Source organism: Sandaracinobacteroides sp. A072, from assembly GCF_052616365.1.
The window spans coordinates 914,366-940,651 of sequence record NZ_JBQXGU010000001.1; the positions used below are offsets into that span (position 1 = coordinate 914,366).

Here is a 26,286-nt window from a genome sequence, read left to right on the forward strand (position 1 = left end):
TTCGCCCTCGTCTATGCGGGCGGCAAGGAAGGACAGTTTTGACCGCATGAAGAAGTTCGAACGGACGCTGCCGGCCCTGGCCATGATCGGGCTGGCGCTTGCCTCTGCCCCGGCTCCGGCCGTGGCCCAGCAGATGGGCGCGCTGCAGATGCAGCGTCAGGCAGGCGGGCTTGACCTGCCCGAAGTCACGGTGCTCGGTACGGTGGACCCCAATGTCCGCAAGGCAACCGCGATCGTGAACGGGGACATCATAACCGATACCGATGTCGATCACCGTCTTTCGCTGGTCGTGATCGCCAATGGCGGCCGTGTTCCCCCGGAAGAGATGGACATGCTGCGGCTGCAGGTTCTGCGCAACCTGATCGACGAGATGCTCCAGATCCAGGCCGCGCGTGAAAACGAAGTGACGATTCCGGAAGCCGAGATCGAGCAGGCCTTCGCCCGCGTCGCCCAGAATTTCCAGCAGTCGCCCGAGCAGTTCGCGCAGTTTCTGGCGAACGGCGGTTCCTCGCCTGCCACCATCAAGCAGCAGATCCGGGGCGAACTGGCCTGGACCAGGCTGCTGCGCCGCCGGGTCGAGCCTTTCATCAATGTCGGCGACGATGAGGTGCAGTCGATCATCCGCAAGCTCGAGGAAAGCAAGGGCCAGGAAGAGTATCGCGTCGGCGAGATCTTCCTTTCGGCCCCGCCCGAGTTGCAGGCGCAGGCGCTGTCGGATGCGGCGCGGATCGTCGAGCAGGTGCGCGCGGGCGCCAGCTTCGTCGCCTATGCCCGCCAGTTTTCCGAGGCGTCGACGGCTGCTGTCGGCGGGGATCTGGGCTGGGTTCGCGCCGGCCAGCTTTCCGCCGCCCTTCAGCCCATCGTCACGTCGCTGCCGCGCGGCGCCGTCTCGGACCCGGTCGCCGTTCCGGGCGGTGTCGCCATCATCGCCCTGATCGACAAGCGGCAGGTGCTTGCGGCGGACCCGTCCAACGCCATTCTGAGCCTCAAGCAGCTGACCATTCCGCTCAAGGCCGGAATCAGCGAGGCGGAGGCGCGCAGGCTTGCCGCCGGCATCCAGGAGCGCACGCGCAACATGGGTGGCTGCGGCCGGGCCGACGAAGTCGCGCGCGAGATCGGGGCCGAAGTGGTGAACAACGACCAGCTGCGGCTTGGCGATCTGCCCGGACCGCTGCAGCAGATCCTCGGCAACATGCAGGTCGGCATGGCGACGCCGCCCTTCGGCTCCCCGCAGGATGGCCTGCGCGTGCTGGTGCTTTGTGGTCGCGATGATCCCTCGGCCAGTGCGGGCCTGCCCAGCTTCGACCAGGTGTACAGTCAGCTGAACGACCAGCGTGTGAACAGCGCCGCACGGCGCTATCTGCGCGATCTCAGACGGGATGCGGTGATTGACTACCGCTGACACCACCGACTTTTCCGTAACGTCCTGGGAGCGGCACGCCATCATGCCGCTTGCCGTATCGCTCGGCGACCCGGCGGGCATCGGGCCTGAGGTGATCGCCAAGGCCTGGGCCATCCGGGAAGCGCATAGGCTGCCGCCCTTTTTCGCCATCGGGGACCGCCGCAGCATCGAGGCTGTCTGGAATGGGCCGATCGCCCAGATCGGCCATCCCGGCGATGCCGTCAGCGTCTTTCCGGAAGCCCTGCCGCTTCTGCAGGTGGATGATCCGGGCGAGATCGTGCCCGGCCAGCCCAATCTGGCGGGCGCGCGCTGTGCCCTCGATTCCGTGGAAATGGCTGTCGGGCTGGCACGGTCCGGTGCGGCTGCCGCGCTGGTCACGGGGCCGGTTGCCAAGGCGCAGCTCTATGCCATCGGTTTCCGCCATCCCGGCCAGACGGAATTCGTCGCTGAGCGTTGCGGGGTGGCTGCCGAAAATGTCGCCATGATGATGGTCGGTCCCGACCTCAGGACGGTGCCTGTCACCATTCACCGGCCGCTCGCGCGCGTGCCGGAATCCCTGACGACGGAGCTGATCCTTTCGCGCGCGCGCGTCGTGGCGCGCGGCCTTGTGCGGGATTTCGGGATCGCGCGGCCGCGCCTCGCCGTCGCCGGGCTGAACCCCCATGCGGGGGAGGGTGGCGCCATGGGCCATGAGGAACTGGACATCATCCAGCCCGCGATCGACCGCCTCCGCGAGGAGGGGCTGGACGTCAGCGGCCCATTGCCGGCCGACACCATGTTCCATCCGGCTGCCCGCGCCACCTATGACGCGGCAATCTGCATGTATCATGACCAGGCGCTCATCCCGCTGAAAACCCTGTATTTCGATCTTGGCGTGAACATGACCCTGGGCCTTCCGCTCATCCGCACTTCGCCGGATCACGGGACGGCCTTCGGCATCGCCGGGCGGGGGGAAGCCAATCCGCGCGCCATGATCGCCGCCATCGCCCTTGCCGGCCAGTGCGCGAAGACACGGGCGCAGAGCCAGGCCCAGGCAGCTTGATCGGATCGCCTGAGGAGGATGTGGCGAAGGCGCTTGCCGCCCTTCCGCCGCTGAGGGACGAGATTGCGGCCGAGGGCTTGCGCGCCGACAAGGCGCTGGGCCAGAATTTCCTCCTCGATCTCAACCTGCTGGCGCGGATTGTCCGCTCCATTCCGCTGGCGCCGGGCGACAGGGTTTATGAAGTGGGGCCGGGGCCGGGCGGCCTGACGCGCGCGCTTCTGATGGCAGGGGCCGAGGTGATCGCTGTCGAGCGTGATGCCCGTGCGTTGCCAATCCTCCAGCGCCTTTCGGCTGCCAGTGGCGGGCGGCTGAAGATCGTGCATGGCGATGCGCTCGAAGTCGACCCCGAGGCGCTGGCGGGGGAGGGCGCGCATATCGCGGCGAACCTGCCCTACAATATCGGCACCCTTCTCCTGACCGGCTGGCTCACCCAGGCGCGCTGGCTGCCCTGGTGGCGCTCGGCAACCCTGATGTTCCAGAAGGAAGTCGCCGAACGCATCGCCGCCCCCCCCGGCAGTTCAGCCTATGGCCGGCTGTCGGTGCTGGCCCAGTGGCGCTGCGACGTGCGGATCGAGATGCTGCTTCCCGCCCGCGCCTTCACCCCGCCGCCCAAGGTGGATTCGGCAGTGGTCAGGCTGGTGCCACGCCAGCCGGACATCCCTGTGCCCGTGAAGCTGCTTGAAAAGGTGACGGCGGCGGCTTTCGGTCAGCGGCGCAAGATGCTGCGGCAGTCGCTCAAGGGCCTGCCGGACGCGCTTCAGGCGCTGGAACGGCTCGGCATCGACCCGACCCGCCGCGCCGAGACGCTCACCGTCAGGGATTTTGCTTCTGTCGCACAGGTGCTGGCCGAAGACCCCGCATATAGTTGAGCTCGATCGACATCGGCATCAGGCCGTCGAGAGGCACTTCGACCTTCTGGATGTCGGGCTTGGAAAGACCAAGTCGCGGGTTGCGGGAAAAGCCGACTCCATCCTTGAATGGACCGAACCGGCCGTTGGCGTCCCGGTCGTGCAGGGCGACGACGATATGCTGTCCGGCCTCCGGCACGGGTGCGCATACCGTCATGTCGCCCTTCGGCGTGAGCGGCGTGTCCAGCCGCTGGACATAGCGCCCGGACGCAAGAAACTCTTCCTCGTTGGCGCGATAGATGGCGATGCGCAATTGCCCGACCCTGTCCTTGAAGCCATGGACACGAACGAGGACGGCGGGCGATTCCGCATTGGACGAGCAGGCTTCGGGAACACCGAAAACGGCTGTCGACATCAGGGCGAGAGCTGCAATCATGCAACATATCTAGGAACGACCGGGCCCTTCGTCGAGCCTTTGGTCTGTTTTGCTACCCGGGCGCTTGGCCTTTTGCCGGTCTGCCTGCTAAGGCGCAGGCACCATGGCAGTGCTGACAGCGGTGGACCGCTATCTCTTCAAGCTGATCATCGTGCCCCTCGTGGGCACGCTTGTGATCGCGGCCATGCTGCTTCTCCTCGAGAAAATGCTGAACCTCTTCGATTTCGTGGTGAACGAAGGCGGGCCGGTGTCGGTTGTCTGGCGGATGCTCGGCAACCTGATTCCGGAATATCTTTCACTCGGCATTCCCATCGGCGTGACACTTGGAATCCTGCTCGGCTTCAGGCGCCTTGCGCTTTCCTCCGAGCTCGATGCCCTCAATTCCGTGGGCGTCAGCTATGGCCGGATGCTGAAGGTGCCCTACATGCTCGCGACATTGTTCGCCCTCATCAATTTCGGCATCGTCGGCTATCTTCAGCCCTATTCGCGCTACGCCTATGAGGGGCTGCGCTTCGAACTGCGCTCGGGCGCCCTTGGCGCCAGCATCAAGGTTGGCGAATTCGCCCGCATCGGCGAACGCACCACGCTCAGGGTGGAAGAAAGCTTCGACGAGGGCCGCGACCTGCGCGGCGTGTTCGTCCGCGCCGGTTCGGAAGACGGGCGCTCGCTTGCCGTATCGGCCGCTCGCGGCCAGTTCCTGATGACGGATGACCCCGACATCATCATCCTGCGGCTGGAAAATGGCACGCTGGTCCATGATCCGCCGGGCGAGGGCGTGCCCCGTGTCCTCAGCTTTGCCCTGCACGACTTGCCCGTGAACCTGCCGGCCATCGAGAGCTTCCGCGCCCGTGGTGGCGCAAACCTCGAGCGCACCCTGCCCGAGCTGTGGCAGCTGATGCGTGACGAGACCGCCATGGCCGACGAGCGGACCCAGGCCAGCGCCACCTTCCACCGCCGAACGGTGCAATGGGTTGCCATGTTCGTCCTGCCGCTTCTGGCGATCGCGCTGGCAGTTCCGCCCAAGCGCAGCAGTTCGGCGCTTGGCGTGTTCCTTTCGATCGTGATCCTCGTGACCTACCACAAGGTCTCGGAATATGGGGAACGCATGGGCGCGATCGGCCGGGTCGATCCGCTGCTGGCGCAGTGGGTTCCCTTCGCGCTGTTCGCCGCGCTCTGCTACTGGTTCTATCATGTTCTCGCCCACCAGCCGGGCGGCCAGCCCATCGGCGGGCTGGAACGCCTGTTCGCCAGGATCACCAAGCTCTTCAGCCGCCTGAAGAAGCCCGCGCAGAAGATCGGCCTTGTGCCGGAGACCCTGCTCGGCGAAGTGCCGGACGGTGCGGCTGAGGGTGCCGCGGGGGCGCGGGTGAACTGATGCTGTCCCGCCTGTTTCCCGCCCCGACACTCGCGCGATACACCGCGCGCATGTTCATCACGCGCACCTTCGCCTTTCTGGCCGGGCTGGCGCTCATCCTGATGACGCTCGACCTGCTGGGCGAATCCGGCCGTATCCTTGCCGTTCCCGGCAATGGCGAGGCGGAGCTGTGGAAATATGTTTCCATCCGCATGCCGCAGATCATCGCGCTGTTCCTGCCTTTCTCCGTCCTGCTGGCAACCTTGCTCACCTTCATGACGCTGAACCAGAACAGCGAGATCACCATTTTCAAGGCGGCCGGCATCAGCGCGCACCAGATCCTGGCGCCCCTGGTTCTGGCCGGGCTGGTGATCGCGGCGCTCAACTTCATCTTCAACGAACGCGTGCTGGTGCGCGCGAACTTCGAATATGATCGGTGGAAGGCCGCCGAATATCACCCGGTTCCGCCCGAGGAACCGACCGGCCGCGAAGTGTGGGTGCGCGCCGGAAGCGACCTCTGGCATGTCGCCAGGGTCGAGGGGGCGGGGGCGGACACACGCCTTCATGATGTCAGCCTCTACATCCGGTCGGATGAGCGACTGGTCGCGATCGTGCGGGCGGATGAAGCCCGTCCGGCGGCGGGCGGCTGGCTGCTTGTCAATGCATCCCGCTTCGATGTGGCAACCGGCAAGCGCACCGCCAGCAGCCGGATCGCGCTGCCAACAGGGGCGCAGCCACAGCAGTTCACGACACGCAGCGTCAATGCCGATCATCTGCCCTTCTGGCAGCTTTGGCCCGCCATCCGTGACCTGAAGGCCGCAGGGAAGCCCACGGACCAGCTCGTCGCCAAGCTGAACCACAAGATATCCGGCCCCCTGTCGGCGGCCCTGATGCCCTTGCTCGGCTCCGTCGCGGCTTTCGGCCTGGCGCGGTCGGGCAAGCTGTTCGTTCGCGCCGTCATCGGGCTGGCGCTTGGCTTCGCCTTTTTCGTGGTCGACAATTTCGCCATGGCGATGGCCGATTTCGGAACCTATCCGCCATGGGCCGCCGCCTGGGCGCCGTTCCTGCTTTTCTTCCTGGTGGGGGAAAGCGTGCTCGTGCGAACCGAGGAATAGCGGCCAAAGCGCGCAGGGCCGCTTGCCCCTCTTATGGCTGCGCGAATTGCACCCTAAAATCGCCGCAATGCCCCATCACATGGGCGTGATGCATTGTCGGAGTAGACAGCCTTGATCGTGGAACATGCAAAGCGGCCCGGAATCTGGAGCCGGGCCCATTTTCTGGACCGGATGACCTTGCGGGAACTCGTGGTCGCCTATTTTCAATATTATGCGATTCAGGCCTATCTCATCCTGGCCGTGATTTCCGTGGGCGTGGCCATCTGGAACCCGCCCAGCCTTCTCGCCGGAGTTGGGGCCGCGGTCTTTGCCGTGATCGCCTATCCGCTGATCTGGTATTTGCTGCACCGCTATGTGCTGCACAGCCAGTGGATGTACAAATCCCCGCTGACAGCGCGGACCTGGAAGCGCATCCATTACGATCATCACCAGGATCCGAACCACCTCGAGGTGCTGTTCGGCGCGCTTTACACGACGCTGCCCACCATCGCCATCGCAACGATCCCGGTGGGCTGGATGATCGGCGGCGTGGGCGGGGCTGCCGTTGCGTTTGCGGCAGGCCTTCTGACCACTTGTTTCTATGAATTCGCCCACTGCATCCAGCATCTCAGTTACAAGCCGAAGAACCCCCTGCTCGTGGAAATGAAGCGCCGCCACATGGCGCACCATTTCCATGACGAAACCGGCAACTTCGGCATCACCAGCTTCTGGCCGGACCGCATTTTCGGAACTCTTTACGAGCGCGAGCAGCGGCCGGCGAAATCGCCCACCGTGTTCAACCTTGGCTACACTGACGATGTCGCCCGCTCCTATCCGTGGGTGTCCCGCCTTTCGGGCGGTGTCGCCAAGGGCCATCCGCGCAAGCGTGCCGCCAACCAGAATGATAGTGACCCGAACGCCGACGCGGCCTGAAGCCGGCAACGGCAAGCCGGCCCACCATTGGCAGCCGGGTTGTACCGGCCTTGACATCCGGCGCGCAGCCGCCGGATAGCGGGCCGGTGTTGAACGGACATCCAGGGGAAGTGCATTGAAGGGCGTGGACATCAGGCCTGTCGCCACGGCTGCCGACAGGCGCGCCTTTGTCGATCTTCCCTGGTGGATCTATGCCGATGATCCGGCCTGGGTTCCGCCGCTGAAGGGTGACATCCACGCGCTCATCGGCGGCCCCAAAAGCAATCCCTGGTTCCTTCATGGGCGGGCCGCCTTTTTCCTCGCCCGGCGCAATGGCGAAGTGGTCGGCCGCATTTCCGCTCAGGTCTGCGATCTTGTGCAGGAGCGCACCCCAGGCCTTGGCCAATGGGGCCTTTTCGAAACCATCGACGATGCCGAAGTGGCTGCCGAACTCATCCGGACCGCCGAGGACTGGCTGCGCGCGCAGGGCATGAAACGCGCGCAAGGCCCTGTCAGCATCTCCATCTGGGACGAGCCGGGGCTTCTCGTTACCGGCTTTGAAGAGCCGCCCGTGGTGATGATGGGCCATCACCGGGCGTGGTACGAACGCCATGTGCTTGCCGCCGGCTATGCCGGGGTGAAGGATCTTCACGCCTGGGACCTGCCCATCGAGCAGCCGTTTCCGGAGCTTGTGAACCGCATCGTTGCCGCGGGAGAGCGCAACAAGCGCATCCGCATCCGCGAGGTCGAGCTGAAGCGCTTCGACGAGGAAGCGAAGCTCATTCTCGACATATTGAACGAAGCCTGGTCGGACAACTGGGGTTTCGTGCCGCTTACCGATGCCGAAATCGCCCATGTCGGCAAGAAGCTGAAGCCCATCGTCTTTCCGCATCTCATCCGGGTGGCGGAATATGATGGCGAGCCGGTCGCCTTCATGATGACCGTGCCCGACATCAACCAGCTGATACGGGATCTTGACGGCAGGCTCTTTCCCTTCGGCTGGGCGAAACTGCTGTGGCGCCTGCGCAACCCGCAGGTGGACTGGATGCGCGTGCCGCTGATGGGTGTTCGCAAGTCGCTTCAGGGCAGTCGCACCGCCTCGCTGCTTGCCTTCATGATGATCGAGTATATCCGCCGTGACGCGGTTGCGAAGAACGGCTCGCGCTTCGGTGAAATCGGCTGGATTCTCGATGACAATGGCCCGATGATCTCGATTGCCGAGGCCATCAACGCGAAGATCCGCAAGACCTACCGCATCTACGAGCGCGATCTCTAGGGTCTATTCCGCTCAGCCCCGCTACTGCCGGAGAGATTCACCCGGCCAGGTCAACCCAGACCGGGACATGGTCGCTGGCGCGTTCGCCGGCCCGGACATCGCGGTCGATTCCGGCATCCAGCATGCGGTCCGCCGCAGCGGGGGACAGCAGCAGGTGGTCGATCCTGAGGCCCCAGTTCTTCGCCCAAGCCCCGGCCTGATAGTCCCAGTAGGTATAGACTTCGGCGTGCGGATGCCGGGCCCGGATCGCATCTGTCCAGCCGCTGGCGACAAGTGCGCGGAAGCGGGCGCGGGATTCCGGCCGGCAGAGCGCATCCTCGGCCATCATGTCGGGTCGTGCGACATCGTGGTCCGTGGGGCAGACATTCCAGTCGCCTGCCAGCACGATAGGCCGCTCCGAAGCCAGAAGCGCGGCGGCACGGGCTGCCAGCCGGTCCATCCAGTCCAGCTTGTAGTCGAACTTGGGGCCGGGCACCGGGTTGCCATTGGGAAGATAGAGGCCGCAGATATGGATGCCGCCGACTTCGGCCTCGATCCAGCGTGACTGTTCGTCCCCGTCATTGCCGGCCAGAGTCCGCCCTACCTCTTCGGCGGGTTCCCGCGAGAGGATGGCGACGCCGTTGAAGCCCTTCTGCCCATGGACAAGGGCGTGATAACCGGCATCTTCGATGGCGTCGAAGGGGAAACGGGCGGTTTCCGTCTTGATTTCCTGCAAACAGACGACATCCGGCTTGGCTTCCGCCAGCCAGTCGAGCAGGCGGGGCAGGCGGGCGCCAATGCCGTTCACGTTGAAGCTGGCGATCCTCACACGGAAAAGGAGGTGCCGCAGCCGCAGCTGGAAGCGGCATTGGGGTTGCGGACCTGGAAGGCGGCCCCGCCCAGATTCTCGACATAATCGACGACCGACCCGGCAACCAGCGGCAGGCTGATGCTGTCCACCAGCAACCCGACGCCATCTGTCACGATTTCCGTGTCATCCTCGGCCGGGGCATCGGCCAGCTCGAATTTATACTGGAAGCCCGCGCAGCCGCCACCATCCACGGAAAGACGCAGGCGCGGATCCTGACGGCCCTGCCGGGCTGCTATCGCGGCAACGCGTGCAGCTGCCGCAGGAGTGAGAGCGATATCGGCCATGGACACTATCTAGGCTCGCCGCGGCCTGCTCGCAACCACGGACACCGTTCCGGCCAACAGGAATCCCCGCTTTGGCCCGCAGTCATGGCGCGGCCCGGAATCCCGGGCGGCGCGACGTTTCAGCGCGGTCCGGCCGTTTCGGTCTGGAAGGCGAGGAGGTAGGTCGACGCTTCGACGAAGGGGCGCGGGTTCACCGGCTGGCCGTCGATGCGGATCTCATAGTGGAGGTGCGTGCCGGTCGAGCGCCCGGTCGAGCCCATTCCGCCAATCTTCTGGCCCATGTCCACACGGTCCCCGGCGGAAACCTTGACGCTGGAAAGATGGGCGTAGCGGGTGGTGATTCCGCGGCCATGGTCGATATCGACGGCCAGTCCATAGGCACCGAAACGGCCGGCGCGCACAACGCGGCCGGAAGCCGCGGCATAAATCGGTTCGCCATGGGCGCCGGCGAGATCGAGCCCGGCATGGCGGGCGCCCTTGCCGTGGAAGGGGTCATAGCGGAAGCCGAAGCCCGAGGTGAGCGTGTAGCTCTTGGCCGGTATATAGGCAGGCAGCGAGGCCATGGCTTCCTCGAGCTGTTCCACGCGCTGCCAGTTCATGAAGAGTTCGGCGAAGCGCGGGTCGGCGCCGGCTGCATCCTCGGTTGCGGGAACGAACGGACCACCGAGGCCGGTATGCATGAACTTGCCGGAAGACTGGGCAACGAAGCGGCCCGGATTGAGGCCGAGGCGGCCGATGAGTGCTTCGGCATCGCGGAGGCGGGTTTCGGCGGTTGCCGAAGCGCGGTCCACCAGCGCGAGCTGCTTCTGCTCGAGCGCGGCGAACGGTGCGAGAACGCCCGAAGCGGCCGCCGCTTCGGCGGAAATGCGGCGGGTGGTGCGGGGCAGAAGGTCTGCGAGGTCGGCGCCACGGGCCTTGCCGGTCAGCAGGGCATCGAGGAACTGCTGGCGGGCTTCGATACGCTGGGCGGTGGTGGCGACGCTGCCCTTGAGGGCGACGGTGTCGGCCTTCAGGGCCTGCATCTGGGCTGCCATGCGCGCCAGTTCAGCTTCTGCCTGCTGGTCTGCGGCCTTGTCCGTGGTCATTGCGCCGACGGTGCTTACCGTGAGCCAGCCGGCGATCATGGCAGTGGTTGCGAGTCCCATGAGCTGTTCGCGCGTCCCGATGCTGATGGAGCGTTTTCCGCTGTCGGTCTCGATGTGGATCCGCCGATCGGGAAGCAGGGCGGATACAGCGACGGACACTCGCGCGGCCGCACGTTTCACCTTTTCCTGCATTCGTCTTTTCGACCCCTTGGCAGCGGATCCGGCACAAGGCCGGACAGCACACTCACTTGGTTTTCGTTCAACTCGTCCCGCTGCCTGAAACGGGCCGGAACCCATGACCGCGCAACGGTGATTTACGGTTTAGAAGGGGAATCGGGGAATCCAAGGCCGACATACCAGTCCATCGTCAGACCGGCCTGTCGCCGCGCTGAATCGTTGAATGGCGGCTTAACAGCTCCGCGAAAGTGCAAACCCACGAGGCGGCGGAAGGTTCCCATGGGTTCTGCAAATGATTCGCCGCACAGGTAGCGGAACCACCGATTGCCCGCTTCCACATGGGTGATTTCGTCGGCGAGGATGCGCCTGAGCACGGCGGCTGCTTCCCGGTCCTCCTGCGCCTCGAACCGCGCGATCATCGGCGGGGTCACATCGAGCCCGCGCGCTTCCAGCACCTGCGGCACGATGGCGAGCCGGGACAGAAGGTCGCCTGCCGTTGCCTGAGCGGCTTCCCACAGGCCGTCATGGGCCGGCAGGTCGCCATAGGCGCCCCCCATGCCGGCCAGCAGGCCCGACAGCATCGAGAAGTGGATCGCCTCCTCGTCGGCGATGCGGAGCCAGTCATCGGTAAAGGCAGGCGGCATGTCCGGCCCCCAGCGGCCGGCCATGTCGGTGGCGAGATCGATGGCGTTGAGCTCGATGTGGGCAAGGGCGTGCAGCAGGGCGAAGCGCGCGCGGGGCGAACCGGCGCGACCACGCTTGGGCATGGCATTGGGTGGCAGCAGCCGGGGATTTTCCGGGCGGGCCGGGCGATCTGGCATGGCCGGTCCTTCGGCCGAAAGCGCCAGTTCGCCCGCCTGCCATCGCCGCCTGAGATCCCGGGCGGCCAGCGCCTTTCCGGCGGCGTCAGCCGTAAGCAGGACGGTGACGGCCGCTGTGCGCAGGCTGTCCACCATCAGCGGCGCCTCAGCCCCGGGCCGCCTTCAGGGCCTTCAGCACGGCATCGGCATGGCCAGGCACCTTCACCTTGCGCCACAGCGCTACAATCCTGCCGCCCGGCCCGATCAGGAAGGTGGAGCGGTCGATGCCCATGTACTTGCGCCCGTACATGCTTTTTTCGACCCAGGCGCCATAGGCCTCGACCGTCCCGCCTTCCGGGTCGGAGCCGAGGCGGATGCCGAGATCATGCTTGGCGGCGAATTTCGCATGGCTCGCTACCGAATCCTTCGAAACGCCCAGGATCGTCGCATCGAGGGCGGCGAAATCGCCGGCGGCGCCGGTGAACTGGATGGCTTCCCTGGTGCAGCCCGAGGTGTCATCCTTGGGATAGAAATAGAGCAGCAGCCATTTTCCGGCGAAGTCACCGAGGCTGACGGGGCCGTCCGGCGTATCGAGGGTGAAATCCGGTGCGGGGCTTCCGACTTCGAGGCTCATCGGTTTTTCTCCTGCGGGGAAGGGCTGAAGGTTTCGGACCAGCAGCGGGTGACGATACCGCGCGCTTGTGCAAGATCTGCCTTGAGGGCGGCAAGGCCCGATTTGCCGCATGCGCGTGCCAGAAGCGCGCCGGCAGCTGCATCCGGCGCGGCGCTGGCGTCATGCGGCTGAACCAGCCGCAGCATCACCAGCAGGTCCATCATCAGGCGCGCCGGCTCGACGAGTTCGGGCGCCAGCTGGGCGGCGGCATCCGCCAGCCTTGGCGGCACCGGATGGCCCGAAACAAGCGCGCGGGCCTGGATGATGAACTCGATGTCGACAAGGCCGCCCTTCATCAGCTTCACATCGAAGGGGCCGGCCTGTGGCTTGTGCTTCGCGATGTGGCGGCGCATTTCCACCGCTTCCTGCCACACCGCCTGGCTGTCGCGCGGGGCTGAGACGATGCTGTCGATGACAGCCTGGGCCGCTGCGGCATCCTCGGGCGCACAGGCAATGGGGCGTGCCCGCGTCAGGGCCATCGTCTCCCATATGCCGGCTTCCTCGCGCTGATAGCGTTCGAAGCTGTCGAGACTGACTGCAAGCAGGCCGTCATTGCCTGATGGGCGCAGGCGGGTGTCCACCTCGTAGAGCGGGCCGGCGGCCGTGGGCACGGTGAGGGCGGCTATGAGGCGCGGCCCCAGCCGGTTGAACCAGGCGCTGGCCGTCAGCGGCGGATCGCCCGTGGACATGGCCTCGTAGCTGCCGGTGAACAGCAGCACGATGTCGAGGTCGGACTGGGTCGTGAGCTGGCCGCCACCGAAGCGGCCAAGCGCCAGCGGTACGAGGCGGCCACCCGGAACCGTGCCATGTCTGACGGCAAAGTCCCGCGTGACGGCATCGGCCAGAAGGCCTACGGCCGCTTCCGCCATCAGGGACAGTTCGTGCGAGGCGCGGGCGGGCGCGATGGTGCCATCGAGCAGCATGACCCCCAACAGGAAGCGGCGCTCGGCAGTCCATTCGCGCACCCGGTCGAGCAGGGCTTCGCCTTCCAGCCCGCGCGTCACCTGTGCGAGCTCGAGGCTGGCGGCTGCGATGTCGGGCAGGGGCGAGGCCGGCTCCAGCAGGATGTCGATGAGGCTGGGGCGCCGGGCGAGGGCGTCGGCAAGGAGCGGCGTGGTGGTGAGCAGCCGCCCGACGACTTCGGCCAGCTTCGGGTGGGCGGCCAGCAGGCGCCAGAACTGCACGCCCGAGGGCAGGGCGGTGATGAGCTGATCGAGCCGGATCAGCGCTTCCCGCCCGGTGCGGCCACTGCCAATCTGCTGCACGAGGCCGGGGATCACCTGTTCGAAGGCCTGCATCGCCTCGGGCGCGCGCAACGAGCGCATCCGCCCTGAACGCCAGCCCTCGATCAGCGTGGCAAGCAGCTTCGGATCCTTGATCTTCGCCTTTGCGGCCCAGCGTCCGGCCCCTTCCGGATCCATCGGGATTCGCTCGCCGCGCTTGTCTTCGCCGGTTTCCAGCAGCTGGTCATAGAGTTTCGCCACCGCCTTCAGGCGCGGCGCGAGATCGGCCTCCAGCGCCTTCCAGCTGGCAGCGCCGCACAGGCCCGCCAGCTGCGTCCGCCCGGCGGCCAGCTTCGGCACGGCATGGGTCTGCTGGTCGTCCATCATCTGGATGCGGTGTTCCAGCGTGCGATAATGGCGATAGGCATCGGCCAGCATCCTGGCATCCTCGCCCCGGATGCGTCCTGCCTGCGCCAGCGCATCCAGTGCATCGAGGGTGGCGCCCGGGCGCAGGGTCCGGTCGCGGCCGCCGAAGATCATCTGATGCACCTGGGCGTAGAACTCGACTTCGCGGATGCCGCCGCGGCCGCGCTTCAGGTCGAAGCCTGGCCCCAGCTTCTGCCCCTCCGCGAAATGGTCGCGGATCTGGTGGCTCACCTCCCGGATTTCGGCGAGGGCCGAATAGTCGAGGCTTCGCCGCCAGATGAAGGGCTCGACTTCGGCCAGGAAATCGCAGCCCATGGCCGTGTCGCCGGCTGCCGCGCGGGCGCGGATGAAGGCCGAGCGTTCCCAGGCCAGCGCCTGCGACTGATAATAGTTGAGCGCGGCGCCCAGCGGCAGGGAGGAGGGCGTGCTGTCCGGGTCCGGGCGCAGGCGCAGGTCCACGCGCAGGGCGTAGCCATCGCCCGTTCGCTCGGCGAGGAGCGCCGAGATGCGCCGCACGAGCCGGACGGCCGCTTCCGTCGGGTCTTCGTGCGGGCGGCGCGGCAGGCGTTCCGGGTCGTGGATGAAGATGAGATCGATGTCGGAGGAATAGTTGAGTTCGCCGCTGCCCATCTTGCCCAGCGCCAGCGCCGCCAGCCCGTCCGGCTCCGCTTCGCGTTCGGCAAAGGCCTGGCGGATGGCGAAATCCAGCGCCCGGTCGGCGAAATCGGTCAGCGCGCCCGTCACCTTTTCCAGCGGCCATGCCCCCGACAGATCGGCGAGCGCCACCGTGAGCGCGACGCCGCCGCGGGCTTCGCGCACGCTCCGGGCCGCATGCTCCTGGTCGAGCCGGGCGATGGAATGGGCAACGGCGGCGTCGAAACCGTCGGCCGCCATCATCTCCACCAGCTCCGGTTCGCGCCGGATCAGCCCGCGCAGGAAGGGCGCATGGGCATTGGCCCGCGCGATGGCGTCATCGAGGGCGGCGCGTGCCTCCGCGGCGCTCATGCCGGCATGTCCACGGGCCAGTTGTCGATCAGCCGCGTGGTGCCGAGCCTTGCCGCCACGAAGAGGCGGGCGTGGCGCTCCACCCGGTCGAGCGGCTTCAGGCTGCGCTCGTCGGCGAGTGTAAGATAATCGAGCCTGAAGCCGGCCGACTGCAGCGAGGCGCGGGCCGTCGCCAGCGTTTCCGCGACTCGCGCGCCATCCCTGAGGGCGATGGCGGCGGCGCGCAGGGTGCGGGGCAGGGCGGCGGCAATCGTCCGCTCGCCGGTGTTGAGATAGGCGTTGCGCGACGACATGGCGAGGCCATCCGGTTCGCGCAGGGTGGGCGCGCCGACGATCTCGACGGGAATGTCGAGGTCGGTGACCATGCGGCGGATGATGGCAAGCTGCTGCCAGTCCTTCTCGCCGAAGACGGCGACATCGGGAAAGGCCATCAGCAGCAGCTTGGAGACGACGGTGGCAACGCCATCGAAATGGCCGGGCCGGGCCGCGCCTTCCAGCGGTTCGTCGAGGCCGGTGACCGACACTTTCGTCGAAAAGCCGGGGGGATAGACGACCTCGACCGGCGGCGCGAAAAGCAGGCTGCACCCGGCGGCGCGAAGCATCGCGGCATCGGCCATTTCGCGCCGGGGGTAGCGGTCCAGATCCTCGCCGGCGCCGAACTGGGCGGGGTTGACGAAGATGGAGGCGATCACGCGGTGCGCCTTGCGGCGGGCCATCGCCACCAGCGACATGTGGCCCGGGTGCAGCGCCCCCATGGTGGGAACCAGCGCCACACGTTCGCCATTGCCGCGCCAGGCCCTGATGCGGGCCCTCAGCGCCGTCACGTCCCTCACCGTTTCCATCACGACCCTCCGTTCGATTGACGAAAGCACCCTTCTGTCGCCAAGGTGCGCCCGCCGGCACTGGGCCGGCCTTCGCAAGAGGCAGGGTAAGATGTCAACGCAAGCGGGGGCGCGGGGGCCCCACGTGATCGTATTGGGCAACGAAAAGGGCGGGTCCGGCAAGTCGACGACAGCCGTGCACATAGCCCTTGCGCTGGCAAGCGTGGGCCTGCGCGTCGCCGTGGCGGACTGCGACTGGCGCCAGCGCACCACGGCGCGCTACCTCGAAAACCGCGCCCAATGGGCTCAGCGCAAGAAACTCGACCTGATCGTCCCGCCGGTGACGGTGATCGAGGACGGCCAGGATGCGGCGCTTGCCGAATTCCTGAAGACGGATGCCGATGTGCTGGTGATCGACACGCCGGGACGCGATTCCGACATTGGCCGCGCGGCGATCGCCCGGGCCGATACGCTGATCACGCCGATCAACGACAGCTTCATCGATTTCGACCTGCTGGGCCAGGTCGATCCCGAAAAATACAATGTCACCAAGCCCAGCTTCTATGCCGAGCTGGTCTGGAAGGCGCGGCAGACGCGCGCCCGCAGCGATGGCGGCACGGTTGACTGGGTGGTGCTCAGGAACCGCCTTTCGACGCTGGAGGCCCGCAACCGCAAGCGCGTTGGCACGGCGCTGGAGGAACTTTCGCGGCGAATCGGCTTCCGCGTGGTGCCGGGCCTGTCCGAGCGGGTGATCTACCGCGAACTGTTCCCGCGCGGCCTTACCCTTCTCGATATCGCGCATCTGAAGGATGCCTCCGTCAGCCATGTGGCGGCCCGGGCGGAGCTTCGTGAACTGATCGGTGCGCTGCAGCTTCCCCTTGCCGACAGGGTGCCCGGCCAGAAGGCCGCCTGATGGGGCTGCTGGCGCTTGCCGCCCTTGGCCTGTTCGGCTGGCTCTGGTTCACGGGGCGGCTGGGGCCTGATGCCGGGCGCAAGATCGCGCTGGTGGCGGGCGCCGGGCTTGCTGCATGGCTGGTGGCGCGCGGCCAGCATCTGACCGGGCTTGCAGTTGCCGCCGCCACGGCCGGCCTTGCCCTTGCCGGCCAGTTGCGGCGGCGGGTTTCCGCCATCCCGCTCGACGAGCTGGAAGCCCGGCAGATCCTCGGTGTCGGTCTCAATGCCGGGGAAGACGAGATCATTGCCGCCCACCGCCGACGGATTGCCGAAGTCCATCCCGACCGGGGCGGTGACCCGGACATTGCCCGTCGCGTGAATGCGGCGCGTGACCTTTTGTTGCAAATTCACCGCCGCCGACCCGGTTGACGCGGGCAGGCAAGGCTACCTAACGCTTCGCTTGCTGCACATCTTGTGACGCAAACCCGCGAAAGGACCTTCATGCAGAGCCATGCGTTCCACCCGACCTCGCTGCGCGAATACGACATTCGCGGAATCATCGGCGAAACGCTGGGCGAGGCGGATGCCGAAGCCATCGGGCGCGGTTTCGGAACCGTGGTGCGCCGTGGTGGCGGAAAGCTGGTGTGCGTGGGCTATGACGGCCGCCACAGCTCCCCACGGCTGGAGCAGGCGCTGGTCGACGGGCTGGTGGCTGCCGGCTGCGACGTGCTGCGCGTGGGGCTCGGCCCGACGGGGATGCTCTATTACTCCGTATCGGAGCTGGAAGCCGATGGCGGCGTGATGATCACGGGAAGCCATAACCCGCCCAACTACAATGGCTTCAAGATGATGCTGAAGGATCGCCCCTTCTATGGCGCCGACATCCGGGCGCTGGGAGAAGCCGCCATCAACGGGGACTGGGTGCATGGCGAGGGCAGCGCCCGCAAGGCTGACATACTGGACCGCTATGTTGATCGCCTGCTGCGCGATTTCAGCGGCCCGGCCCTTCGCATCGGCTGGGATGCAGGCAATGGCGCAACCGGCGAGGCGCTCGAAAAGCTGCTGAAGCGGCTTCCGGGCGAACATCATGCCCTGTTCACGAAGATCGACGGCAATTTTCCGAACCACCACCCCGACCCGACGGTTGAGGATAATCTCGAGGATCTGCGCCAGCTCGTTGCCGAACAGAAGCTCGATTTCGGCATTGCCTTCGATGGCGACGGCGATCGCATCGGCGCGATCGACGGGGAAGGGCGAATCATCTGGGGGGACCAGCTGCTCGCGATCCTGTCGGAGGCGCTGCTGAAGGAGCTTCCTGGCTCCACCATCATCGCCGATGTGAAGGCCAGTCAGGCCCTTTACGACCGCATCGCCGAACTGGGCGGAAAGCCGCTGATGTGGAAGACGGGCCATTCCCTCATCAAGGCGAAGATGAAGGAGACGGGCGCGCCACTCGCCGGGGAAATGAGCGGGCACATCTTCTTCAAGCACCGCTGGTATGGTTTTGACGATGCGCTGCATGCAGCCATCCGCCTGATCGAGGCCGTGGGCGTGCTGGGCCAATCGCTGACGGCTCTGAAAAGCGCCATGCCCGCTGTCATCAACACGCCGGAGCTTCGATTCCCCTGCTCGGAAGAGCGGAAGTTCGAAGTGGTGCGTGAAGTGCAGGCACGGCTGAAGGCCGAGGGCGCGAATGTCAACGACACGGATGGCGCGCGCGTGAACACGCCCGATGGCTGGTGGCTGCTGCGTGCCTCGAACACGCAGGACGTGCTGGTGGCGCGGGCGGAAGCAAAGGACGATGCCGCGCTTGCCCGGCTGGTGGCCGCCATCGACGCCCAGCTGAAGCTTTCCGGCGTGGAGCGGGTTGCCGTCTCGCACTGAGGCTGACGCGCCCGGGCCTTGCCCATCACGCCGCCGGCATGGCCAATGCTGCGGTGCACAAGAATCCGGTTGCCTCTGCGGCCTTTCCTTGCTATTGTGCAACGCAGCATAGCAATGGAGTGCGGCGAATGTCGCAGGAAAATCCCCCCAAGGCGCCGTCTGCGCGACGCAACGGGACAAGCGGGAACGCTGGCCGCAAGGCCGGACGGACACGCCCCGTAAAGGCGGCATCGGCGGCATCGGCTGCACCGGACGGGGATGCGGCACCGCTGCCCGTCACGAAGGAGATGGCGATGAGCGGCAGCAAAGGCAGCGAACAGGGCGGCGCGGCTGAAACCGTTGCGGGTGAGACCCCGGCAGCCGCCATCTTTTCCGGGATTGAGAAAACGGCCGAGGAGGCTGTGGACGCCGTGAATAAAGCAGCTGCCGAGGCAGTTGCCGAGGTTGGGGCGGGCTTCGGCCAGATGAACGACAGGATGAGCGAGCTGATGGAGAAGAACATGAAAACGATGAGCGAGATGAGCGATTTCGCCAAGGGCAATGTCGAGGCGATGATCGAATCCGCCAAGGCGGCCGGCGTCGCCGCCGAGACCCTTGCCGGCCACTTCGCGGAAACGTCGAAGAAGCATGTCGAGGATGCGCAGGCTGCCTTCAAGGCGGTTACCGGCGCCAAGACTTCCCAGGAATTCTTCCAGGCGCAGAATGACTATGCCAGGTCGCAGTTCGAGAAGGCTGTCGCCAACTGGTCGCAGCTGTCCGAGACCTGGCTGAAGGTTGCCGGTGACGTGGTGCAGCCGATTTCGAACCGCATGGCGCTCGCCGCCGACCAGGTGAAGAAGTCGATGGCGCACTGATCGTCAGCGATCGGTCTCCGGCTTCCGGCTGCGGCCGGTAATGCTCAGGGGGCGGTGGAGCTTTGCTCTGCCGCCCCTTGCTTTTGTGCAGCCAGCAGGAATTCCACATTGCCTTCCGGCCCGGTGATGGGGGAAGGCGTGATGCCCAGCACCCGCCACCCCCGACCCGTGACCCAAGCCGCTGCCTCTTCGCACACGCGCGTATGGACGGCAGGGTCTCTTACCACGCCGCCTTTTCCCACTTCCTGACGGCCGGCTTCGAACTGGGGCTTCACCAGCACGACCAGATGCGCGCCCGGTTTCGCAAAGCCGAGCGCTGCTTCCAGCACCTTCGCCAGCGATATGAAGCTTGCGTCGCAGACGATGATGTCCACCGCTTCGGGGATGTGGGCCGATGTGAGGGCGCGGGCGTTCGTCTGTTCAAGCACCACCACGCGCGGATCCTGCCGCAGCTTCCAGGCCAGCTGGTTGGTGCCCACATCGACGGCGTGGACACGCAAAGCGCCATTGGCGAGCAGAACATCGGTGAAGCCACCGGTCGAGGAGCCGATGTCCAGCGCCACCGCGCCGGTCACATCGAGGCCGAAATGCTCAAGACCGTGGGCCAGTTTCAGCCCCCCGCGCGAGACCCAGGGATGATCCCGCCCGCGCACTTCGATCGGGGCATCGGGCGCCAGCATTTCGCCGGCCTTGGCGAGCTTGCGCTCGCCCGCATAGACCAGCCCTGCCATGATGAGGGCCTGCGCACGCGAGCGACTTTCAGCCAGCCCGCGTTCCACCAGCATCTGGTCTGCCCGCTGCCTGGCCATCAGCCCCGGCTCCGGATCTTTGCCGCTGCCCCTTGAGCGAGGTTCCAGGCCGTCACGTCAGGCCCGCGCGCCCTCGTTCACGGCGAGGCTGTTATGCCTCAGGGCTGACAGCACGGTCTTCACGATGCCTGCCGCGTCAAGCCCGGCTTCGGCATATTGTTTCTCGGGCTTTTCATGCTCCTGGAAGATGTCGGGCAGGCGCAGCGTGCGGATCCTGAGGCCCGTATCCATAAGCCCTTCATCGGACGCCATGGTGAGGACATGGGCGCCAAAGCCGCCGATCGCGCCTTCCTCGATGGTCAGCACGACGTCATGGGTGGCGCACATGCGGCGGATCAGGGCTTCGTCGAGAGGCTTGGCGAAGCGCATGTCGGCAACGCTGGTCGAAAGGCCGCGCGCGTCCAGTTCGTCTGCCGCCTTGTTCGCTTCGGCAAGGCGGGTGCCGAGCGACAGGATCGCCACCTTCTTGCCTTCGCGCACCACCCGGCCCTTGCCGATTTCCAGCTGCTGCGGGGCTGCCGGCAGCGGCACGCCGACGCCTTCGCCACGCGGGTAACGCACGGCGATGGGCCCGCTGTCATGCAGGGCGCAGGTGTGCACCATGTGGACAAGCTCGGCTTCGTCGGCGGCGGCCATCACGACCATGTTGGGAAGCGTGGCGAGATAGGTGATGTCGAAGCTGCCGGCATGGGTGCTTCCATCCGCCCCGACGAGGCCGGCGCGGTCGATGGCGAAGCGCACGGGCAGGTTCTGGATACAGACATCATGCACCACCTGGTCATAGGCGCGCTGAAGGAATGTGGAATAGATGGCGGCGAACGGGCGATAGCCCTGTGCCGCCATGCCGGCCGCGAAGGTCACTGCATGCTGTTCGGCTATGCCGACATCGAAGCTGCGGTCGGGGAAGGCCTTGGCAAAACGGTCGATGCCGGTGCCGGACGGCATGGCGGCGGTGATGGCCACGACTTTGTCGTCGCGCACGGCTTCCGCGATGAGAGCATCGGCGAAGACATTGGTGTAGCTCGGCGGGCCGCCGGGGGCGGGCTTGTGCTGCTTGCCCGTCACCACGTCGAACTTCACGACGCCATGATATTTGTCCGCCGCTGCCTCGGCCGGGGCATAGCCCTTGCCCTTTTTCGTGACCACATGAATGAGGCACGGCCCTTCGGCCGCATCGCGCACATTCTCCAGGATGGGCACCAGGATATCGAGGTCATGCCCGTCGATCGGGCCGACATAATAGAAACCCAGTTCCTCGAAGAGGGTGCCGCCGGTGCCCAGCGTGCGGAAGAATTCATCGGCGCGCTTGGCAGGCCCCTGCAGCGGGCGTGGCAGGGCACGCCTTGCCACCTGGCGGACGGCATCGCGGATGCCGAGGAAGGTGTTGGAGGAATAGGCCCGGGCCAGATAGGCGCTGAGCGCGCCGACAGGCGGGGCGATCGACATGTCATTGTCGTTCAGCACCACGACGAGCCGGTTTCCGGCCTCGTGCGCGTTGTTCATCGCTTCATAGGCCATGCCGGCCGACATCGCGCCGTCGCCAATCACGGCGATCGCCTTGCCGGGCGCGCCCGACAGCTTGTTGGCGATGGCGAAGCCGAGGCCAGCGGAGATGGAGGTGGAGCTGTGCGCTGCGCCGAAGGGATCATAGTCGCTTTCCGAACGCTTGGTGAAGCCGGAAAGCCCGCCACCCTGGCGGAGCGTGCGGATACGGTCGCGGCGGCCGGTCAGGATCTTGTGCGGATAGGCCTGATGCCCGACATCCCAGATCAGCTTGTCGTCCGGCGTGTTGAACACATAGTGGAGCGCGACGGTCAGTTCGACGACACCCAGCCCGGCCCCCAAGTGGCCGCCGGTGACGCTGACGGCATCGATCATCTCGGCGCGCAGCTCGTCGGCAAGCTGGCGCAATTCACCCGGCTTCAGACGGCGCAGGTCCGGTGGAAGGATCACCTTGTCGAGCAGCGGGGTCTCGGGCCGGCGATAGGGCGCGGGGCTCGCGCCGGATTGCGGATCAGTCATCCGGGTAAACTAGCGTGAAGCGCGCGGCCCGGAAAGCCGTTTCCGCGTTTCGATGTTGCGGCCGAATGCCCCTGCGTCGAAACCGGCCGGGCGGGGCCTCAGCCGGCGGCGTCGCAGGCGGTGCAGCGGCCCAGCATTTCGAGCACCGGGCGGCCAGGGCTGAAGCCCGTGGCGGCGGCGCGCTGGCGCATCATTTCGGCGAGGCGGTCATCATCGATATGGTCGATGCGGCCGCACCCTTCGCACACGAGGAAGATGCAGTCATGCGCGCAGGACGGGTGGACGTTCACCACATAGGCGTTGCGGCTTTCCACGCGCTTGGCGAGATTGTGGGCAACGAAGAGGTCCAGAATGCGATAGACGCTGTTGGCGGCCACCCGCCGGCCCGACATGGCCGAGACGCGCTCGGCGACATCATAGGCGGATACCGGCCTGCCATCCTGCGCCAGTGCCTCGAACACGCGGGCGCGCAATTCGGTCCATTGCACGCCCTGACCGACAAGGACGGCCTCAGCCGCAGTGCGCAGGTCGGCGCTGCCGGGCTTCATGTGAAGATCTGCGTGCGGGGCGGAAGCCATGGTCATGCCATATGTCTTCAGCGTTTATCCTGGCTCGTGGCCGGGCGGGCTTCAGGGCGGATTTCAGCGCGCACTTCAGGGCGCTTATCCTGGGCAAGGGCGGCCTGTTCGCTGGCTGCTTCCTTGCGCGCAACCTGGCCTGCCAGCCTGTCCGCCTGGGGGCAGGGGGCGGCGCACAGCTTGCGGATCCGCTCCAGATTTGCATTCGCCCGCGCGGTGGCGCCGCGTTCCAGAAGGGCGACGCCCTGCAGTTCCAGCGCCTGAAGGTCGTTTGGCTCGATTTCCAGCGCCTCGCGATAGAAACGGACGGCCGTGCCTGAAAGGCCCTGCGCATGCGCTGCCTGTCCAAGCCCGATGAAGGCCTGGCGGTTGCGCGGATCGACGGCAAGCGCGGCTTCGAAACTGTCGACAGCGGCCTGGTGGGCGCCATTGGCGAGGTGCATCTGCCCCTGCTGCAGCAATGCCACCGAACGCGGCGCAAGCTGGCTGTCGGGAAGGCCGCGTGCAGGGGCAGCGGCGATCCTGTCCACCCGCGATGGTGCTGCATCGGCCGCCACGGGAAGCGCCATCATCGCGCCCATGAAAAGCGCGGTGGCCAGCCGTGATGCGCGGGTCAAGCCCATTTCAGTCCCTCTCCCTTTCGATCCGGGCAAGGTCCAGAACCCCTTGCCCGTCAACAGACCTAGCAACTTCCTGTCAGGCGCGCGACGAAAAAGCCGTCGCAGCCATCGGTGGCCGGAGACAGCGCCATGCTGTCGGCAATGGTCAGCCCCAGCCGCCCGGCTGCTGCCGCAGCCTGCGCCGGGCCTTCGCTTTCCAGCACCGAGCATACGGCATAGACCAGCCGGCCGCCCGGTTTCAGCAACCCTGCCGCAACATCGATGAGCCGCGCCTGAACCGCGAGCAGCGCATCGAGCCGCTGTGGCGTCAGGCGCCAGCGCAGTTCCGGGTTGCGGCGCCAGGTGCCTGTTCCCGAACAGGGGGCATCGACCAGCACGAGATCGGCCAGGCCGGCGACATCGGCGAATGCCCCACTTTCATGGCCGGGATTGAGCAGCCGGGCTTCGACCAGCCCGGACGCGCCCGCGCGGGAAAGCCTGGGCGCCATGCCCGAAAGCCGCGCCCTGTCCGTGTCGCTGGCGATCAGGCGGCCCTGGCCTTCCATGTCGGCTGCAAGCGCAAGTGTCTTGCCGCCGGCGCCCGCGCACAGGTCGACCACCGTTTCGCCGGGCCGTGCGCCGGCGATGGCGGCGCAATGCTGGCTGGCTGCATCCTGCACCTCGATCATCCCGGAAAGGTAAAGCGGGTGCTTGTCGAGCGGCTGTGGCGGGTCGAGCCTGAGGCCCCATGGAAGACCCGCTATCGGCTGCGCGCCTAGCTGTGCGGCGATGTCGGACGGGCAGGCGCTGCGCAACCGGTTGACCCTGAGATCGAGCGGCGCGCGGGCGGCAAGGGCACGCGCCTCGACCTCCATCGCGGTGCCGAAGCGGGCGCGGAAGGCCGGCTCCAGCCAGCCCGGAACGAGGGATGCGGCGGCGCGTGGCTCGTCAGCCTGTGCCGGTTCGGGCGCGTGCGGGCTGCCATCGAAGAGGGAAAGGAGATCGGGCCTTTCTTCGGCGAGGCCAAGCATGGCGGCCCGCCCCGAAAGCGGCCGTTCGGCCGAACGGCGGATGGCGGCGAAGACTAGGTCGCGGATCGCGGCGCGATCCTTCGAGCCGGCATAGCGGCGGCTGGCGAAATAGCGCTGGATGATCGTGTCGGCGGCGGCGCCGCCAGTGGCGGCGGCATCGATCACGAGGTCGAGGATTTCGATGGCAGCCTGCAGGCGGGGGGATGGACGCATCGACCTGACATAGCGGCTGGCCCCCGGAACGCAACGCCAGCCCGCCGCCATGAACTGGATGCGGGCCGGGGTGCGCCGGACTTGCGCCTTTATCGCGCCGGACGGAGGCGGGGCCTCAGCTCGTCGGGTAGTTGGGCGCCTCGCGCGTGATGCTCACATCATGGACATGGCTTTCGCGCAGGCCCGCATTGGTGATCTGGATGAACTGTGCGCGGCGGCGCAGGTCTTCCAGCGTGGCGGAGCCGGTGTAGCCCATTGCCGCCTTCAGGCCGCCGACCAGCTGGTGCAGCAAGTCCCGCGCGGGGCCCTTGTAGGGCACCTGGCCCTCGATCCCCTCGGGAACCAGCTTCAGCTGGTCCTTGATGTCCTGCTGGAAATAGCGGTCGGCCGAGCCGCGCGCCATGGCGCCCACCGAGCCCATGCCGCGATAGCTCTTGTAGGCGCGGCCCTGGTAGAGGAAGGTTTCGCCCGGCGCTTCCTCGGTGCCGGCAAGGAGCGAGCCGATCATCACGGCCGATGCGCCGGCCGCCATCGCCTTGGCGATATCGCCCGAAGTGCGCAGGCCGCCATCGGCGATCACCGGAATGCCGTGGCGCTGCGCTTCCTCGACCGTGTCCATGATCGCCGTCAGCTGCGGCACGCCGACACCGGCGACAACGCGCGTGGTGCAGATGCTGCCCGGCCCGATGCCGACCTTCACGGCATCGGCGCCCGCATCGATGAGGGCGCGTGCGGCTTCGGCTGTGGCGACATTGCCGGCGACGATCCGGGCATTGCCCGAACGCGCCTTCAGGCGGCTCACGGCCTCGGATACCTGGCGGCTGTGGCCATGGGCGGTATCGACGACGATCAGGTCGCATTCGGCGTCGATCAGGGCGCAGCTGCGCTCGAAGCCTGCCTCGCCGACGGTGGTGGCGGCAGCCACGCGCAGGCGGCCGGCCGGATCCTTGGTGGCGTTCGGGTAGGTGACGGCCTTTTCGATATCCTTGACTGTGATCAGACCGACGCAGCGGCCTTCGTCATCCACCACCAGCAGCTTTTCGATCCGGCGCTGGTGCAGCAGGCGGCGCGCTTCCTCCTGTGTCACCCCGGCCCGTACAGTGGCGAGATTGTCGCGGGTCATCAGTTCGGAAACGGGCTGGTTCATGTTTTCGGCGAAGCGCACGTCGCGGTTGGTGATGATGCCGATCAGCCGGCCCGGCCCCCCCGCTGGCGTTTCCGCGACCACGGGGATGCCCGAAATCCGGTGTGTCGCCATCAGTTCCAGCGCCTGGCCCAGCGTCTGGTCGGCTGTCATGGTGATGGGGTTCACCACCATGCCCGATTCGAACCGCTTCACCTGGCGGACGGCTTCGACCTGTTCGGCGATGGTGAGGTTGCGGTGCAGAACCCCGATCCCGCCGGCCTGCGCCATCACGATCGCCATCTGTGCTTCCGTCACCGTATCCATGGCGGAGGACAGGACGGGAATGGCGAGACGGATGTCCTTCGTGATCATGGTGGACGTATCCGCCTGCGACGGCAGGACGGTTGATTCCGCCGGCACCAGGAGAACGTCGTCGAAGGTGAGTCCAAGTCTGATCGCCATTGGCACTGTCCGTTGATCCTGTCTGTTGGCGGTGGTTTCGTTTGCGCCCCGCAGCGGGGGGATTCGGGCTAGGCCCATATAGGAGAAGGGCCGGAACCCCAAGGTC

Annotated in this window: 25 protein-coding genes; 11 read left to right on the forward strand and 14 right to left on the reverse strand. The window is 66.5% G+C overall.

Going from position 1 to position 26,286, the window contains the following annotated elements; genetic code table 11:
• The first annotated feature begins 46 nt into the window (after nucleotides 1-46).
• The 3 genes from ACUJ46_RS04460 to rsmA are packed head-to-tail and all read left to right on the forward strand — an operon-like array spanning nucleotide 47 to nucleotide 3,313.
• Nucleotides 47-1,402, forward strand: a complete 1,356-nt coding sequence (locus ACUJ46_RS04460) for a peptidylprolyl isomerase (protein ID WP_445389230.1) — start codon at nucleotides 47-49, stop codon at nucleotides 1,400-1,402.
• Nucleotides 1,403-1,445: 43 nt separating this feature from the next.
• On the forward strand, nucleotides 1,446-2,444 hold the full coding sequence (pdxA, locus tag ACUJ46_RS04465) for a 4-hydroxythreonine-4-phosphate dehydrogenase PdxA (protein ID WP_445389532.1): 999 nt from the start codon (nucleotides 1,446-1,448) through the stop codon (nucleotides 2,442-2,444).
• Nucleotides 2,441-3,313: a 16S rRNA (adenine(1518)-N(6)/adenine(1519)-N(6))-dimethyltransferase RsmA gene (rsmA, locus tag ACUJ46_RS04470; protein ID WP_445389231.1), complete on the forward strand. Its 873-nt coding sequence runs from the start codon at nucleotides 2,441-2,443 to the stop codon at nucleotides 3,311-3,313. The genes pdxA and rsmA overlap by 4 nt, the downstream gene beginning before the upstream one ends.
• Here rsmA and ACUJ46_RS04475 read toward each other — a convergent pair.
• Nucleotides 3,258-3,707 (reverse strand): DUF2141 domain-containing protein, encoded by a 450-nt coding sequence (locus ACUJ46_RS04475; protein ID WP_445389232.1) that lies wholly within the window; start codon nucleotides 3,705-3,707, stop codon nucleotides 3,258-3,260. The genes rsmA and ACUJ46_RS04475 overlap by 56 nt on opposite strands.
• Before the next feature lie 130 nt (nucleotides 3,708-3,837).
• On the opposite strand from ACUJ46_RS04475, the gene ACUJ46_RS04480 reads away from it, so the two are divergent.
• The 4 genes from ACUJ46_RS04480 to ACUJ46_RS04495 all read left to right on the forward strand — a co-directional run bounded on the left by ACUJ46_RS04480 (nucleotide 3,838) and on the right by ACUJ46_RS04495 (nucleotide 8,364).
• Complete coding sequence (locus ACUJ46_RS04480; protein ID WP_445389533.1) at nucleotides 3,838-5,103, forward strand: LptF/LptG family permease; 1,266 nt, start codon at nucleotides 3,838-3,840, stop codon at nucleotides 5,101-5,103.
• The gene (gene lptG, locus ACUJ46_RS04485) at nucleotides 5,103-6,197 is read left to right on the forward strand and encodes an LPS export ABC transporter permease LptG (protein ID WP_445389233.1); all 1,095 of its coding nucleotides are present in this window, start codon (nucleotides 5,103-5,105) and stop codon (nucleotides 6,195-6,197) included. Before ACUJ46_RS04480 ends, lptG begins: the two co-directional genes overlap by 1 nt.
• A gap of 171 nt (nucleotides 6,198-6,368) precedes the next feature.
• Nucleotides 6,369-7,109 carry a sterol desaturase family protein gene (locus tag ACUJ46_RS04490; RefSeq protein ID WP_445389534.1) on the forward strand — a complete coding sequence of 247 codons (741 nt, stop codon included), beginning with the start codon at nucleotides 6,369-6,371 and terminating at the stop codon, nucleotides 7,107-7,109.
• A 115-nt stretch (nucleotides 7,110-7,224) separates the two neighbouring features.
• Nucleotides 7,225-8,364: an N-acetyltransferase gene (locus tag ACUJ46_RS04495; protein WP_445389234.1), complete on the forward strand. Its 1,140-nt coding sequence runs from the start codon at nucleotides 7,225-7,227 to the stop codon at nucleotides 8,362-8,364.
• A gap of 37 nt (nucleotides 8,365-8,401) precedes the next feature.
• On the opposite strand, the gene ACUJ46_RS04500 is transcribed toward ACUJ46_RS04495, so the two are convergent.
• The 7 genes from ACUJ46_RS04500 to panC form a co-directional block, all read right to left on the reverse strand.
• Nucleotides 8,402-9,172 carry an exodeoxyribonuclease III gene (locus ACUJ46_RS04500; protein ID WP_445389235.1) on the reverse strand — a complete coding sequence of 257 codons (771 nt, stop codon included), beginning with the start codon at nucleotides 9,170-9,172 and terminating at the stop codon, nucleotides 8,402-8,404.
• Nucleotides 9,169-9,498 carry an iron-sulfur cluster insertion protein ErpA gene (gene erpA, locus ACUJ46_RS04505; RefSeq protein WP_445389236.1) on the reverse strand — a complete coding sequence of 110 codons (330 nt, stop codon included), beginning with the start codon at nucleotides 9,496-9,498 and terminating at the stop codon, nucleotides 9,169-9,171. Before erpA ends, ACUJ46_RS04500 begins: the two co-directional genes overlap by 4 nt.
• A 119-nt stretch (nucleotides 9,499-9,617) precedes the next feature.
• Nucleotides 9,618-10,763: a M23 family metallopeptidase gene (locus ACUJ46_RS04510; protein ID WP_445389237.1), complete on the reverse strand. Its 1,146-nt coding sequence runs from the start codon at nucleotides 10,761-10,763 to the stop codon at nucleotides 9,618-9,620.
• A gap of 134 nt (nucleotides 10,764-10,897) precedes the next feature.
• Nucleotides 10,898-11,716 (reverse strand): ferritin-like domain-containing protein, encoded by an 819-nt coding sequence (locus ACUJ46_RS04515; protein ID WP_445389238.1) that lies wholly within the window; start codon nucleotides 11,714-11,716, stop codon nucleotides 10,898-10,900.
• A gap of 10 nt (nucleotides 11,717-11,726) precedes the next feature.
• Entirely contained in the window at nucleotides 11,727-12,194 is a 468-nt protein-coding gene (locus ACUJ46_RS04520; protein ID WP_445389239.1) for a peroxiredoxin, read from the reverse strand.
• Nucleotides 12,191-14,887 carry a bifunctional [glutamine synthetase] adenylyltransferase/[glutamine synthetase]-adenylyl-L-tyrosine phosphorylase gene (locus tag ACUJ46_RS04525; protein WP_445389240.1) on the reverse strand — a complete coding sequence of 899 codons (2,697 nt, stop codon included), beginning with the start codon at nucleotides 14,885-14,887 and terminating at the stop codon, nucleotides 12,191-12,193. Before ACUJ46_RS04525 ends, ACUJ46_RS04520 begins: the two co-directional genes overlap by 4 nt.
• Entirely contained in the window at nucleotides 14,884-15,729 is an 846-nt protein-coding gene (gene panC / locus ACUJ46_RS04530) for a pantoate--beta-alanine ligase (protein WP_445389241.1), read from the reverse strand. The genes ACUJ46_RS04525 and panC overlap by 4 nt, the downstream gene beginning before the upstream one ends.
• Nucleotides 15,730-15,820: 91 nt before the next feature.
• On the opposite strand from panC, the gene ACUJ46_RS04535 reads away from it, so the two are divergent.
• From ACUJ46_RS04535 to ACUJ46_RS04550, 4 genes are all read left to right on the forward strand, one after another.
• Entirely contained in the window at nucleotides 15,821-16,621 is an 801-nt protein-coding gene (locus tag ACUJ46_RS04535; RefSeq protein WP_445389242.1) for a division plane positioning ATPase MipZ, read from the forward strand.
• A complete protein-coding gene (locus ACUJ46_RS04540) occupies nucleotides 16,621-17,031 on the forward strand; it encodes a J domain-containing protein (RefSeq protein WP_445389243.1) in 411 nt (136 codons plus the stop codon). Before ACUJ46_RS04535 ends, ACUJ46_RS04540 begins: the two co-directional genes overlap by 1 nt.
• A 72-nt stretch (nucleotides 17,032-17,103) precedes the next feature.
• Nucleotides 17,104-18,486 (forward strand): phosphoglucomutase/phosphomannomutase PgmG, encoded by a 1,383-nt coding sequence (pgmG, locus tag ACUJ46_RS04545; protein ID WP_445389244.1) that lies wholly within the window; start codon nucleotides 17,104-17,106, stop codon nucleotides 18,484-18,486.
• Nucleotides 18,487-18,779: 293 nt separating this feature from the next.
• Nucleotides 18,780-19,340: a phasin family protein gene (locus ACUJ46_RS04550; protein WP_445389245.1), complete on the forward strand. Its 561-nt coding sequence runs from the start codon at nucleotides 18,780-18,782 to the stop codon at nucleotides 19,338-19,340.
• 44 nt (nucleotides 19,341-19,384) lie between these two features.
• Here ACUJ46_RS04550 and ACUJ46_RS04555 read toward each other — a convergent pair whose 3' ends face one another.
• From ACUJ46_RS04555 to guaB, 6 genes are all read right to left on the reverse strand, one after another.
• On the reverse strand, nucleotides 19,385-20,149 hold the full coding sequence (locus ACUJ46_RS04555; protein WP_445389246.1) for a TlyA family RNA methyltransferase: 765 nt from the start codon (nucleotides 20,147-20,149) through the stop codon (nucleotides 19,385-19,387).
• A 57-nt stretch (nucleotides 20,150-20,206) separates the two neighbouring features.
• A complete protein-coding gene (gene dxs, locus ACUJ46_RS04560) occupies nucleotides 20,207-22,171 on the reverse strand; it encodes a 1-deoxy-D-xylulose-5-phosphate synthase (RefSeq protein WP_445389247.1) in 1,965 nt (654 codons plus the stop codon).
• A gap of 98 nt (nucleotides 22,172-22,269) precedes the next feature.
• On the reverse strand, nucleotides 22,270-22,719 hold the full coding sequence (locus ACUJ46_RS04565; protein ID WP_445389248.1) for a Fur family transcriptional regulator: 450 nt from the start codon (nucleotides 22,717-22,719) through the stop codon (nucleotides 22,270-22,272).
• 47 nt (nucleotides 22,720-22,766) lie between these two features.
• Nucleotides 22,767-23,366 (reverse strand): tetratricopeptide repeat protein, encoded by a 600-nt coding sequence (locus ACUJ46_RS04570; protein ID WP_445389249.1) that lies wholly within the window; start codon nucleotides 23,364-23,366, stop codon nucleotides 22,767-22,769.
• A 65-nt stretch (nucleotides 23,367-23,431) separates the two neighbouring features.
• The gene (locus ACUJ46_RS04575; protein ID WP_445389250.1) at nucleotides 23,432-24,592 is read right to left on the reverse strand and encodes an RsmB/NOP family class I SAM-dependent RNA methyltransferase; all 1,161 of its coding nucleotides are present in this window, start codon (nucleotides 24,590-24,592) and stop codon (nucleotides 23,432-23,434) included.
• A 115-nt stretch (nucleotides 24,593-24,707) separates the two neighbouring features.
• Nucleotides 24,708-26,180, reverse strand: coding sequence for an IMP dehydrogenase (gene guaB / locus ACUJ46_RS04580; RefSeq protein ID WP_445389251.1), 1,473 nt, complete (start codon nucleotides 26,178-26,180; stop codon nucleotides 24,708-24,710).
• Nucleotides 26,181-26,286: the final 106 nt, after the last annotated feature.